At 63.2% G+C, this 12,101-nt stretch carries 14 protein-coding genes and 1 pseudogene; 8 read left to right on the top strand and 7 right to left on the bottom strand.

What is annotated here, in order from left to right; translation table 11 throughout:
• Window positions 1–193 precede the first annotated feature (193 nt).
• Window positions 194–592 (top strand): heme-binding protein, encoded by a 399-nt coding sequence (locus H7K34_RS13505; protein WP_264062512.1) that lies wholly within the window; start codon window positions 194–196, stop codon window positions 590–592.
• A 64-nt stretch (window positions 593–656) separates the two neighbouring features.
• On the opposite strand, the gene H7K34_RS13500 is transcribed toward H7K34_RS13505, so the two are convergent.
• The 4 genes from H7K34_RS13500 to H7K34_RS13485 form a co-directional block, all read right to left on the bottom strand.
• Window positions 657–1,220, bottom strand: coding sequence for a TetR/AcrR family transcriptional regulator (locus H7K34_RS13500; RefSeq protein WP_264062511.1), 564 nt, complete (start codon window positions 1,218–1,220; stop codon window positions 657–659).
• 124 nt (window positions 1,221–1,344) lie between these two features.
• Window positions 1,345–2,475, bottom strand: coding sequence for a PPE family protein (locus H7K34_RS13495; RefSeq protein WP_264062510.1), 1,131 nt, complete (start codon window positions 2,473–2,475; stop codon window positions 1,345–1,347).
• 30 nt (window positions 2,476–2,505) lie between these two features.
• Window positions 2,506–3,711 (bottom strand): alpha/beta hydrolase family protein, encoded by a 1,206-nt coding sequence (locus H7K34_RS13490; protein ID WP_264062509.1) that lies wholly within the window; start codon window positions 3,709–3,711, stop codon window positions 2,506–2,508.
• A gap of 447 nt (window positions 3,712–4,158) precedes the next feature.
• Window positions 4,159–4,482, bottom strand: coding sequence for a DMT family transporter (locus H7K34_RS13485; protein ID WP_264062508.1), 324 nt, complete (start codon window positions 4,480–4,482; stop codon window positions 4,159–4,161).
• 484 nt (window positions 4,483–4,966) lie between these two features.
• On the opposite strand from H7K34_RS13485, the gene H7K34_RS13480 reads away from it, so the two are divergent.
• Window positions 4,967–6,022 carry a DNA topoisomerase IB gene (locus tag H7K34_RS13480; RefSeq protein ID WP_264063530.1) on the top strand — a complete coding sequence of 352 codons (1,056 nt, stop codon included), beginning with the start codon at window positions 4,967–4,969 and terminating at the stop codon, window positions 6,020–6,022.
• A gap of 16 nt (window positions 6,023–6,038) precedes the next feature.
• Here the strand turns inward: H7K34_RS13480 and H7K34_RS26935 are convergent.
• A pseudogene (locus H7K34_RS26935) lies at window positions 6,039–6,712 on the bottom strand (STAS domain-containing protein).
• Window positions 6,713–6,905: 193 nt separating this feature from the next.
• Here H7K34_RS26935 and H7K34_RS13470 point away from each other — a divergent pair.
• Window positions 6,906–7,163 carry a DUF7218 family protein gene (locus H7K34_RS13470; RefSeq protein ID WP_264062507.1) on the top strand — a complete coding sequence of 86 codons (258 nt, stop codon included), beginning with the start codon at window positions 6,906–6,908 and terminating at the stop codon, window positions 7,161–7,163.
• 14 nt (window positions 7,164–7,177) lie between these two features.
• Here H7K34_RS13470 and H7K34_RS13465 read toward each other — a convergent pair whose 3' ends face one another.
• Window positions 7,178–7,753 (bottom strand): nucleotidyltransferase, encoded by a 576-nt coding sequence (locus tag H7K34_RS13465; RefSeq protein ID WP_264062506.1) that lies wholly within the window; start codon window positions 7,751–7,753, stop codon window positions 7,178–7,180.
• Between the two features lie 96 nt (window positions 7,754–7,849).
• Between H7K34_RS13465 and H7K34_RS13460 the strand changes: the two genes are divergently transcribed.
• From H7K34_RS13460 to H7K34_RS13440, 5 genes are read left to right on the top strand one after another with little or no spacing between them, the layout of a single operon-like run.
• Window positions 7,850–8,572 carry a glycosyltransferase family 2 protein gene (locus tag H7K34_RS13460; protein ID WP_264062505.1) on the top strand — a complete coding sequence of 241 codons (723 nt, stop codon included), beginning with the start codon at window positions 7,850–7,852 and terminating at the stop codon, window positions 8,570–8,572.
• Window positions 8,569–9,510 (top strand): acyl-CoA dehydrogenase family protein, encoded by a 942-nt coding sequence (locus H7K34_RS13455; RefSeq protein WP_264062504.1) that lies wholly within the window; start codon window positions 8,569–8,571, stop codon window positions 9,508–9,510. The genes H7K34_RS13460 and H7K34_RS13455 overlap by 4 nt, the downstream gene beginning before the upstream one ends.
• A gap of 7 nt (window positions 9,511–9,517) precedes the next feature.
• Entirely contained in the window at window positions 9,518–10,288 is a 771-nt protein-coding gene (locus H7K34_RS13450; RefSeq protein ID WP_264062503.1) for a PIG-L deacetylase family protein, read from the top strand.
• Window positions 10,289–10,320: 32 nt separating this feature from the next.
• Window positions 10,321–10,911 (top strand): nodulation S family protein, encoded by a 591-nt coding sequence (locus tag H7K34_RS13445; RefSeq protein ID WP_264062501.1) that lies wholly within the window; start codon window positions 10,321–10,323, stop codon window positions 10,909–10,911.
• Between the two features lie 22 nt (window positions 10,912–10,933).
• Window positions 10,934–11,698, top strand: coding sequence for an endonuclease/exonuclease/phosphatase family protein (locus H7K34_RS13440; RefSeq protein WP_264062500.1), 765 nt, complete (start codon window positions 10,934–10,936; stop codon window positions 11,696–11,698).
• 16 nt (window positions 11,699–11,714) lie between these two features.
• On the opposite strand, the gene H7K34_RS13435 is transcribed toward H7K34_RS13440, so the two are convergent.
• Window positions 11,715–11,990 carry a DUF3349 domain-containing protein gene (locus H7K34_RS13435; protein WP_108921006.1) on the bottom strand — a complete coding sequence of 92 codons (276 nt, stop codon included), beginning with the start codon at window positions 11,988–11,990 and terminating at the stop codon, window positions 11,715–11,717.
• Between the last annotated feature and the right edge of the window lie 111 nt (window positions 11,991–12,101).

Genomic DNA, 12,101 nt, shown 5'->3' with positions numbered 1-12,101 from the left:
TGGTCACGATTCGATCACGACGTGCGAATATTTACTGGACGGGCTCGGTGGCGGCAAGAACTCCGGCGGATTCTGCGATTAGCTGCGCACGTCAGTGAGGCGTTGCCGACATTCGGCTCAGCTACCTTGGATCTCGGGGAATCGGGAATCCCCGCGAATCAACTTTGGACCGATTCGAAGGGCAATATCAATCATGAATCTCAGCAGTATCGTCGCGCGCCGACGAATCGCCGGCATCAGTGCCGGATGTCTACTCGGGGCAATGGCCTTGGGTATCGTCGGTGCGCCATCGGCGGCCGCCACACCCGACTGCAGCCCGGCAGGCGTGAATGCCACGGTCTCCTCAGCGCAGGGCGCAGCTGAGCAGTATCTCGCCGCTCACCCCGGCGCTAACCAGGTCGTCATGGCTGCCTACGGACAGCCGCGCCCGGAGGCTGCATCCAGCCTGCGCGGCTACTTCACCGCGCACCCGCAGGAGTACAACGACCTGCGTGGGATTCTTTCGCCGATCGGCGACATCGAGCGTCAGTGCAACGTGTCGGCGCTCCCGGGGAATCTGGAGTCCGCCTACCACGAGTTCATGGCCGGCTGATTCCGTCGCAGCGACCCGCCACAAAACCGTGGCGGGTCGTTTTGCATTATTTGCCCGATAGGTCTCAGGGGGACCTCTTCAAGTCTGCCGCGACAGTTATTCCCTGCAGCAGCAGGCTTGTGATCATATGGGTGAAATCGCGTCCAGCCACGCGACCAATTTGAATTGCCCAGGCGCCACCTGTGACCAGGCTATAGAAAGCCTCGGTTAGCCATACTGCTGTGAGATCGGTACGAAATTCGCCTGCTTGTTGGCCACGGGCGAATAGAGTGGTGATTGCGTCATCCAGCGTGTTGAAAAAGCTTAGCGTTTCTTCTACATCAAGCTCGCGCGACTGGCTGTACATCAGCACCAGATATCCCGCAGCCGGCTCGCAGGCAATCACGAGTCTTTGCAGCGCCTCAATTGCCGAACCTTCGGTTAGCCGCGCCGACGTCAACGCCGCTTCGAGTTCCGTGACCGCTACGTCACGCAAGGCCGCAATCAACGCGGGCCGACCCGCGAAATGCCTATGCAGGGTCGCGCGGCTTACCGTCAACGCGGTCGCTATTTCATCGAGGGACGCCGCAGGTCGCTGGCCAAGAAATTCGGCCGCCTTCCGAAGCATCTTGTCCCGATTCGTCGTCATAGGCTCCCCGCCGATGTAGTGCGATTCTTGTGCATTTGATATATTAGCATCTCATTCGAGATTAATTTGTCTTCAGCTGGAAGCGTCCTTTCTGCGCCTGATGTCGGCAAACAGAAGGCCCGCCTTAGTCCCCGGCCCGAGGTAGGCGAGGTATGACCGCACGCGACAGCTCTTCACGGAGATCTGGCTTATGAACCCGCCGCAAGGGGAAGGGCACATTAGCGGAAGTCCCGAATCCGCTATCTGCGCCGGTTGAGGGGTTAGTTAAGCCGTGAGCCGAAACCGTTGACACGTGGGCGTTTAGCACGACCGGCCAGCGCGAAGGCGCCGATAAGTGCCCGACCGTGAATGCCTCCCCAAATCGAGGATGTGCGTTCGAGCCCGGAGTGCGGACGGCGGTCACGGGGGTGGCCGCGATGGGTTTCAATGGGGAGATCTCTGGCTGGGGCGCAGCCGTCGTTCCCCCTGCAACTGGAATTCCCGCTGCCATGGCGACGGCCATTACCACCGAACTTGCCATCGAAATGGCACCGATAGGCATCGCCGTCGCGTTGTGCTGGGTGCCCGTCAATGACGACACGAATTTGGCCGCATCCACAACAGACTGTTGCGAGCCCCTTTCCTGGCCTGCGGCGCTGCGGAGTGCCTGCGGGATGGCGCGATGCAGGTAATCGAGCATCGCCTGAGTGTCGTTAACGGTGCTTGCGCTAGGAGTCGCCGTGTTGGCCAATCTTGTGGTTTGACGTGGTGGAACGTATGCCGTCAATGTTGCCGCTGTTCCCGAGGTGTCTGCGTACAGAAACATCGCAGCAGCATCCTGAGCCCACATTTCTGAGTAGGCGGCCTCATCAGCTGCAATTGCCGGCGAATTTTGGCCGAAGTAATTTGTTGCGGCGTGTTTTCTCATCTGAGAGCGGTTGGCATAGACGGTCGCTGGGTGCACCGCCATCGCGCGCGCCTGATCAAATGCGTTTACGGCGGCCCTGGCTTGGCTTGCCGATTCCCGAGCTTGTGCAGCGGTCGTTCGAAACCAGTCCACGAATGGCTCGAAGGCGGCCAACATTAACGCTGACGCCTCCCCTGACCAGTAATCGCCAGCAAGGTGCTCGACCACGCAGCGATAGCCACCGGCCGCTGAATCCAAGTCAGCGGCCAGCCCGTCCCACGCTGCTGCGGCAGCCAACAAAGACCCGGCCCCAGGGCCGGCGTGAAGTCGTGTGGAATTGATTTCTGGTGGCATAGCGGCGAAGTCCATTGCGTGAAGTTGCCCTCGAAGTTATTGCCGCTAAGGGCATTTGGCGTGCGTCCGTGGTGAAAAAGAAGGCGCTCCGTGTTGGGTAAGGTATTCCAGTTGTCGGCAAAGACTGTTGGCTAAGGGCTGGATGTGGTCTTGGCCCTTGAGGATGAGCGCATCGATGTGGGATCCCTGTTGGCGCAGGTGTTCGATGAGTGAGAGCGTGCCCGGAGTGGGCACAACGGTGTCGGCATCGCCGGTCACGACAAGTACGGGACCGTTGGTGGGTTGGTTGTCGGGATTGCCGTATGCCCGGAGGCGGGGCACTAGGTCGGCAAGAGCCCTGGAATTGTCGATGAACGCGTTGGCACCAGGCTTATGAGAATTTTCGGCGAAGTAGTCAACCAAGCACTTGTCGCGCTTTAAGACTTCCACCGCTTGCCGGCCCTCGGTCGAGAGTACTGATTCGATGCGCACGGCGGGGTCAGCAGCGGCGGCGCCGATCAGGACATACATGTCGAGCAAGGGTGCATACGGGTCCGTGTCAGTCCCGTCGATCACTGTTTTGGGCACGTTCTCAACGGAGTTGCCGGGCGCGATGGCCACTGTGGCCGCAAGCCCTGCGGGCAAGCTGCCGTTAGCGCCGGCCCGAGTCGTCGACAGGACCGCGGCTCCGCCTTGGGAGTGGCCCACTGCGAACCAGGTCTCAGACAGATACGGGTTGAGGCGCCGGACGGCGGGCACGATGTCGGCAACCGCGTTTCCTTGGTCCACCGCGCTCATGTACGTGTGGTCGCCGGGGGTGCCTAAGCCGATGTAATCAGTTGCCGCCACAGCGAATCCGGCCTCGAGGAACGCGCGCAGGTGGTCGGCCCAAAAGTCGAAACCCAGGTTAGCCACATGCGACGGAGCACATGGGTCGGCGATACCCACAGTGCCGTGGGCCCAGGAGATGAGCGGCCAATTGGTGCCCGGCCGTCCTTCCGGAACCAGCAAAACGCCGCTGACCGCGACATCTTGACCTCGTGAGTTCACTGAGTGATAGAGCAAGGTGATGCGATGGGCAGCGCCCAGCCGTGAGTCCCGGCCTTGGTCTATGGAAGTGATCAGGTCGCCACGCTGCCCCGGGGGAAGCGGAGTAGGAACCTGATATGTCCCATCACTGTCGGACGGCAAAACGATCGCCGATCTCTGCCAAAGCGCGAAGGCTCTTGACGGACGGGCCGCGCATGCCACTGAACTCACCGCCACCAACACCAACCCGAGGATTACTGCGGGCATCTTCCGCGTCCCTAACCGAACCACCGCGACCGCTCCCTATCTCTCGAGATCAACGCTTCCTACGGCGTGTCCCACGCCCCAGCCATCGATAGGCTAAGACATTAATGCATTATTTACAATATCTATGCATCACGTAGCACGCGCTTCCGCCGGTGCCAGCGCTCCACTGCTGACGCGACGACGCACCCGAGTCGACCCACTCGGCGCAGATTGCCGCGAGTCACGAGATCTGCAAGTGACGCCTTCTCGTTACAGCCGGATCATTGGTCATCTACGGGTGTGGCGCACATCCGAAACACGTTGCGCTATCGGCTAATTGCCGCGCATTACCGAGACAGCCGCGCTGCCATCAGCGTAATGACCTGTCGCACAGCGGATGCGGATCCTTCAGCGGGTACGGCAATACTCGTCAATCAGGTGCCGTTAGTGACTACCGGCAAGGTTCACCACCACAACGCCCACAACGATTAGCGCAATACCGGTGATCTTCACGACTGAGACCGGTGCACCGAGGAATCGAACCGCAATGATCGTAATAGTCGTCGTGCCGATCGCTTCGAACAGGGCGTAGGCGACCTCGGTCGGAATGCCGCGGGAGATCGCCTGTGCCATAAGCGCGAATGAGAGAGCGTAGCCCGCCACGCATGTCAGAGTTGGAATTGCTCGGGTGAATCCCCGGCTCTTCGACAGCAGACTGGTCGCCGCCACATCCGCGAAGACCGCACCGAGCAGGAACAGATAGGTCAAAGTATGTCCCGGTTCATTCGACCGGTTGGTGGCCGAACCCTGGCGCCTCCTGTCTTCCACACATCCAGGTGGACGAGTGATCGCAGCGCGGCCTATAGCTAACGCGCACGATCAGGGACATCCGCACCTTCCCACTTCCACTCGAGGTCTGATGCGCGCCGAGCACGCGTGCGGGAGCTCACAGCCCCGTTCGGCGACGCCATCGACAGGGGCCCGCCACGATCTAACGACACATATGCAACAGTATTAACTGATAGTTATCACTGATAGACCAGATAATATATTTTTGTCGCAGCCTTGGTGACCGCCCAACGCCGACATGCCAGCGCAGAACAACCCTCTTCGGTGGCGTCGGCACACGAAACGAATCGGTCGCAACGGCCGCCGTGCCACAGGCAGCGGCCGATTCCGTCAGCGGCGAGCCGGTGTGAATTGCGCCATCAGCGGGTAATTCCCAGTCAACCAACGGAACTGGAAGGTGAAGATGCGGCTGCGGCGCAGCGTGCTCAGCACGCCGGGATTCGAACGTAAACGGCGAGGCAAGGGTTTCGCCTACTACGGGACGGATGGCGACGTGCTCGTCGACGAGGACGCACTGCAGCGGATCAAGGACTTGGTGATTCCTCCGGCATGGAAGAAAGTGTGGATCTCGCCGCACCCGAATGGCCACATTCAGGCCGTCGGTACCGACGTGGCCGGACGCCGCCAGTATCTCTACCACGTTGCCTGGCAGCAGGACCGGGCCGAGGAGAAATTCGACCGCGTCCTGGAAATGTCCACGCGATTGCCAGATTTCCGGGCACATCTCGCTGACGACCTCAAGCGGCGCGGCCTGACGCGGAGACGGGTCCTGGCCTTGGCGTTACGCCTGCTCGATCGTGGCTATTTCCGCGCGGGCGGCGAACAGTACGCCGACGAGCACGAGTCGTACGGACTCTCCACCCTGCTATGTGAGCACGTGACGCTGCGCGGTGACGCGGTCGCATTCGACTTCCCCGCCAAGAGCGGAGTGCAGCGCACCGTGGAAATCGAAGATGCCGAGGTGATTCGCGCGGTGCGTGCGTTGATGCGCCGCCCCGGACGCACCGAGCGGTTGCTCTCGTGTCGTAACGCATCGGGCTGGATGGACGTTCGCGCCGACGATCTCAATGACCGCTTCAAGCAGCTCGTCGGCGACGACTACACCGTCAAAGACCTGCGGACCTGGCACGGGACCGTGCTGGCCGCCGCGGCATTCGTGGACGCGGACCCCCCGGTGTCCCAGCGTGTCGTCAAACGCGTTGAGGCCGCGGTCATGCGGGAGGTCGCCGAGGAGCTGGGCAATACACCCGCGGTGGCGCGCGGCTCGTACGTGGATCCGCGTGTTATCGCCGGCTACGAGCAAGAACTCACTATCGCCGCAGCCGCGCAGCGAGCAGGCCGTACCCGTCGTCCCGATGCGGCGCAGGAAATACTAGAGAAGGCTACTCGTTTGCTGATCCGGCGAGTAGCCAAGGGCGACAGCGTATCTCAGACTCACACCCTGGCCAAGACCGCATAGTTCGGTCGCGTTGGCACTACAGCTGGTTTTCGCGACCAACCTGGGGCCCAGACCGTTTTACGGACGGCATCGGCGTACTGCCCCAGGCGCGACACAGGGCGGACACGATGGACAGCCCCGACAACGTCACGGCGCCATTTTCGCTTTCAAGCCAGCGCGCTGTCGGTGTGATCGAGGACGTTCTGGACGAAGACCGACGCCACCGTGCCCTCGTTCACAATCAGACGGTTCTGAGCCCAGGCATGCAGCGACTCGGCGATCAATGCGCGAGCCAGGACGGTGCTGACCGCCCTTGCGGGAAGCCGTGTTGGCTCCCGTCGGTGGCCATCCACCGACCGGACCAGGGCGTCACCCAACGCTGACCGGCGGTCGCCATGTACCGGCACGTACCGGGATACGCCGTTCGCCGTGAGGGCGCGCTGAGACCGGTGGTTTCCACACACCAGCAGGATCGGCACGCCCGGCCACGTGCTGACATGCCAACGAGCGCTGGTGAACACCGACCACGCGGATTCGGAAGGCACGAACAGATCGTCGACATCGACGATCACCGCTCGCGGCTCGTCGAGAGCCGCCTTGATGACGACGTCACGCAGCGCGCGATTAGGTAGTGCTGTCCAGCACCCCGGTGGCCGTCAGGACCACGACATCCCGGCGGCATTCCGTGTCAAACTCCAACTGGCGATTCACCCACCGAAATCACCTATCGATGCACCGATTGCGACGACCTCGCGAAGGCCGTTGCGGGGTTGTTCGAGCCACCATTTTCGACTACCCCGCTGCACGGTAGGTAACCGCGCGATTCCGAACGTACGGGTTTCACCGCCATCGAGCGGGGAATTCTTGCCGAGACGTCCCATCGATTACAGGAGGGTGGACGATCGTGCCGAACCCGTCGATCAAGAACGAAAACATGTACCGCGAACTACGCAAGCAGGGAAACTCCGAGGAGAAGTCGGCGCGGATCTCCAATGCCGCCGCGGCGCGGGGTAAGTCTGCGGTCGGCCGTAAGGGCGGCAAGTCCGGCTCGTACACCGACTGGACTGTGGCCGAGCTCAAAAAACGTGCCAAAGAACTTGGTATGTCCGGGTATTCGGGTCTAACCAAGGACAAATTAGTCGCCAAACTGCGCAACCACTAACCCTGCGCGGCCGCTCAGCCGGTGAGGCCGAGCCGATCGGCCAACACCAAAAAGGCGACCGCATAATCATTCTCGGCAGTCTGCGACCTGACCGGGCCCCAGTCGAGTCGTTCGCGAACCGCCCGCACGGCGGGCAGCAGCCTCGCGAAATCGCAGTGATGCTCATTAAGGGAGCGCAGCTTCTGGATGAGCACCATGGTGGGCGGCAGCACCGGCATCATGATCGCCAGCACGTCGCGCTGCTCGGCGCGATCCAGGGTAGCGTGCCCCACTGGCTCGCCGTTGACCCGATGGAGCACATCGACGAGCGTCCCTCCGATTCGCGCTTTGAAGAGCCAGTCCTCAGGCGGATTTTCGATGGCGAACCCGGCGTTCCGCAATGTCGTGGCGGCAGTCGTCACATCGGGTTCGGCGACCACCAGATCGACGTCATGGCTGGGTTCGGGTGCGCCATAAGCCCATAACGCATAGCTACCAGCCAACGCGAAGCGCGGTCCGTTTTCCTTGAGTGCGGACGCGGCACGGCGCAGCGCCTCGCGCAGGTGCGCCGAGCAGGCTGGCGAAGGTGTTGGCGGTTCCGTTGGTGCCATTGTGACTAGGGCATACCCGGCCGACGGGGCGCGCAACCCGCCTGCGCGCCGTTTGTCATCTGTTTAAGAAAAGGCGGATTGGGCAACCGGCCAGATATGCCTGCGCCTGCACACCGCACCTACGACCGGGTTGTCGTGGTGATCCCGGCCCACAACGAAAAGGCTGATCTCCCGGCGTGTCTACGCGCCGTGCTGACGGCCGCATTGTGCGTACCGATTCCCGTCACGGTGGTGGTAGTCCTGGACGCGAGCGACGACGACAGTGCAATGTTGGCCGGCCAATACGGGCCGGATGTGCACTTCGTCAGTGTCGACGCCCACAACGTCGGCGCGGCGCGGGCCGCCGGTTTCGGCTACAGCCGCTCGCTGTGTGGCGACGACGACGAGTGCTGGTATGCGACCACCGATGCCGACAGTCGGGTCGACCCCGGTTGGCTGATCCATCAGTTGGAAGTCCGCGCGGAAATGGTGCTGGGCGTGGTCCGAATTACCAACTGGCAACACCATTGCGCCGACACCGTCGACCGCTTCATGCGGGCCTACAACACCGGCCCATCGCATGACGGCCAGCACGAACACATTCACGGCGCGAACATGGGCTTCAGCGCGCGCGCCTATTGGCGAGTTGGTGGCTTTCACCCGCTGCCTTCCGGCGAGGATGTCGATCTGGTCGAGCGATTCGAAGCCGCCGGCTACCGCATTCACCGCGACACCGAACTGTCTGTTATCACTTCAGCGCGAACCCAGGCTCGGGCGCCTCGCGGATTCGCGCACTACCTCCGAAGGTTGGGAAGATCGGCGGCGGGAGATCGCACGTGACGGCCGGATTGATCAAGCACTGGCTGGATTCGGGACGACTCGAATTGCCGCTGCCCGCATCGGGACGCACGTTGGAACGCTGGCAGCGGCTGGCCCAGCTGGCCGAAGAAGACATCGTCGCCGCCCGCATCGTCGAGGCCCACGTCGATGCCGTCGCGATCATCGACGAATTGGGCGGTAAACCACCCGAACTCGGTCAGCTGTGGGGCGTATGGGCGGCCGAATCACCCGATGCGGTGGTGACAGCCACCGAGGCCAGGGGCGCGTTCACCCTCAATGGCACCAAGGTGTGGTGCTCGGGCGCCGGGTTCTGCACCCATGCCCTGGTCACCGCTCGGCTGGACAACGGCGAACGAGGCCTGTTCGCGGTCGCCGTGATCGACCCTGCCGTCAAGGCGCTGCCGTCCACGTGGTGGAACGCCGGGATGGCCGGCAGCGATACGCGGCCGGTGCAGTTCACCCACGCGCAAGCCGTCGCGGTCGGCGACCCAGGTGACTACTTGAGCCGACCCGGATTCTGGCACGGCGCGATCGGCGTTGCCGCGTGCTGGCTTGGCGGCGCACGCCGAGTAGCCGAACCGCTGTATCGCTGTGCCGCAAGCGAATCGGCGGACGCATATTCTTTGGCGCATCTCGGTGCCGTCGACGCCGCGCTGGCGGCCGGGGACGCGATGCTCAGCACCGCCGCAGCCCAGGTCGATGCCGATCCGTTCGACCGATCCAACAGTGCTGAACTGCTCGCCCGCCGTGTTCGTGCGATCGTGGAACACGCTGCCGACGAAGCAATCACCCGCACCGGCCGCGCGCTGGGGCCCGGCCCCCTGTGTCAAGACGGCCGGCATGCCCAGCGGGTGGCCGACTTGAGCATCTACATACGGCAAAGCCATGCCGAGCGCGATCTGGCCGCGCTCGGGGGGCTCGCGGGGCACGGGAGCTGAGGGCCACGTGGAAGCACTATCGACAGGCAACTGCGCCAGGTTCGCGGCCAAGCCGCTGACCCACAGCGGCATACCGGCGCCGGTATGGCTGGCAGGCTTCAACCAGGAACCCCTGCCACCGCTGGACTTAACTGGCTGCCCGGGTCTGGTCGTTGTCGCAGCCCACCCCGACGACGAGACTCTCGGCCTGGGAGGCACGATCGCCCAACTCGTCGAATCGGGCGTCGACGTCAAGGTCGTGTCGGTCAGTGACGGCGGCGCCGCGCTACCCAACGCAACATCCACGGGCCGCATCCGAATGGCGGTCACGCGACAACACGAATTGCGCAGAGCGACGGGCATTTTAGGAGTTACTTCACCGATGTCGCTGAGGTTGCCCGACGGTCAGCTGACCGACTACGAGGAAAGGATCACCGATTCGCTCGTCGAGATCCTCGACGCTACCGCCGAGCCGCCTTGGTGTGCCGCTACCTGGCGAGGCGACGGGCATCCCGATCACGAGGTCGTTGGACGCGCCGCGGCCAACGCTTGCGCACGCACGAACGCCACGCTGTTGGAGTTTCCAATCTGGATGTGGCACTGGGCCACTCCAGCTGATTCCGTCGTGCCATGGGACCGCGCGTATTCCGTGCCTACGCCGCACTGGGCGGCGCTACGGAAACGCCGTGCCGCCCAATGCTTTCGCAGCCAATTCGAACCAAATGCCGGCTCGCCACCCGTGCTGCCGCCGTTCGTGCTGCCGCGAATGATGGCGGTGGGAGAGGTGGTGTTCCGCTGAGCACACGACTATCCGACGCGTATTTCGACCAGATGTATGCCGACGCCGAAGATCCGTGGCAGCTGTCTACCCGGTGGTACGAGCGGCGCAAGTACGCGATCACCCTGGGCATGCTGCCCAATCGCCGTTATCAGCATGCTTTCGAGCCGGGCTGTTCGATCGGCACCCTGACCGCACGGCTGGCGTTGCGCTGCGATCACGTCACCGCGGTGGACGTGGTCGACGCGGCCATGCGCAGCGCGGATCTGCGGCTCCGGCAAGCCGGATGCCGCGACCGCGTGACACTGGCCCGGTCATCTCTCGATGCGACATGGCCGCCCGGACCGTTCGACCTGCTCGTGCTCAGTGAGGTCGCCTATTACCTGCAAGCCGACGCGCTGGCGGAGGTGCTGGAGCGTGAATGCGCTAGGTTGCAGCTGGGTGCGAATGTGGTTGCCGCGCATTGGCGCCACCCCGTCGCCGACTATCCGCTCACCGGCGACGCCGCCCACGCCATCATCGCGCGAACGCCGGGACTTACATCGCTGGGCCGCTACCAGGATCGCGACGTCGTTATCGAGGTCTTCGACACGGGTGACGGCCGGTCGGTGGCAGCCCGCGGACAGGTACCCGGAGCCCGCTAGCGGAAAGTGGTATCGAAGACCTATGCGTGTCGCGACCTTCAACATCCTGCACGGCCGCACGGTCGGCGACGGCGTGCACCCACAGCGGCTCCGAGAATGCATTCGGCGCCTGGATCCCGACGTGCTGGCCCTGCAAGAAGTCGACTGCGACCAGGCACGGTCCTCTCGCGCCGACCTCACTGCGTTGGCGGCCGAAGCGATGGGAGCTGTCGAGCATCGGTTTGTGGCCGCGATCTCTGGAACTCCCGGCGCGACATGGATGGCCGCCACCGGCGACGAACAACCTGGGACCGCCGCATACGGGATCGCGCTGCTGTCCCGATTCCCGGTATCCAGTTGGCAAGTGGTGCGACTGCCCCGCATCCCGATGCGGTTTCCGATGTATCTACCCGGGCCCAACCGGGTGATGATCGTCGACGAAGAACCGCGGACGGCCGTCATTGCCCGGCTGGACACACCACTGGGCCCGCTGACCGTGGCCAACACGCATCTGTCCTTTGTGCCCGGCTGGAATCGGTGTCAGTTGCGCCATCTGATCCACGACTTACGTGGCTTCCCCGGCCCGCGGCTGCTGACCGGCGACCTCAACATGACGCCCACCGCGGTGCACCGTTGGTCGGGCATGCGGCCGCTGGCCGTAGCCGAGACGTTTCCGGCGAACGCCCCCGACCGCCAGCTGGATCACATCCTGACCGATGATCGCGACTTGCGTGGTGGGGTACCCGAGGCGGAGCCCATGCCGATCTCTGACCATCGGCCATTGGTTGTCGATCTCGACCGCGCATGAGCGCAACTGCCCGCGGCTACTCGAAGGGGACGAATCGACTCTGGACCCGATCGATGTCATCCGGCAATGGCATCTCGTCGGTGACTCGAGTGATCTCAACCCCGGCATCGGCGCGGTCGATCGAGCGACGCCGCAACATCCGGAGCTTGCCCACGATCACCGAAATCTCCTCTTCGGAAATCCGGCGCGGCAACAGAGCCAACAACGGCGCGTAACCGACGGCGGGCGCGCCGGCGGGGTAACGGGAGCGCAGAAAGGTCACCAGGCTCGATACCCGATCGCCGAATCCCATCGTCATCCTCCATTACCGGCAGTCACCGCCAGGTATAGCCGCGCACGACGACTTGAAACCTCTGTCGGCGAACGGCGGCGGATTTTTACCTATCCGACACCAGAACAGGAT

This window comes from Mycobacterium montefiorense (assembly GCF_025823255.1).
Lineage (GTDB): Bacteria > Actinomycetota > Actinomycetes > Mycobacteriales > Mycobacteriaceae > Mycobacterium > Mycobacterium montefiorense.
The sequence above is the reverse complement of the archived record's forward strand: the minus strand, read 5'-3'. Positions and strand labels throughout refer to the sequence as shown.

Coding starts and splice junctions, on each gene's coding strand:
- H7K34_RS13505 (WP_264062512.1), top strand. CDS start 194: ATGAATCTCAGCAGTATCGTCGCGCGCCGACGAATCGCCGGCATCAGT.
- H7K34_RS13500 (WP_264062511.1), bottom strand. CDS start 1,220: ATGACGACGAATCGGGACAAGATGCTTCGGAAGGCGGCCGAATTTCTT.
- H7K34_RS13495 (WP_264062510.1), bottom strand. CDS start 2,475: ATGGACTTCGCCGCTATGCCACCAGAAATCAATTCCACACGACTTCAC.
- H7K34_RS13480 (WP_264063530.1), top strand. CDS start 4,967: ATGCGGCTGCGGCGCAGCGTGCTCAGCACGCCGGGATTCGAACGTAAA.
- H7K34_RS13465 (WP_264062506.1), bottom strand. CDS start 7,753: ATGGCACCAACGGAACCGCCAACACCTTCGCCAGCCTGCTCGGCGCAC.
- H7K34_RS13460 (WP_264062505.1), top strand. CDS start 7,850: ATGCCTGCGCCTGCACACCGCACCTACGACCGGGTTGTCGTGGTGATC.
- H7K34_RS13445 (WP_264062501.1), top strand. CDS start 10,321: ATGTATGCCGACGCCGAAGATCCGTGGCAGCTGTCTACCCGGTGGTAC.
- H7K34_RS13440 (WP_264062500.1), top strand. CDS start 10,934: ATGCGTGTCGCGACCTTCAACATCCTGCACGGCCGCACGGTCGGCGAC.
- H7K34_RS13435 (WP_108921006.1), bottom strand. CDS start 11,990: ATGGGATTCGGCGATCGGGTATCGAGCCTGGTGACCTTTCTGCGCTCC.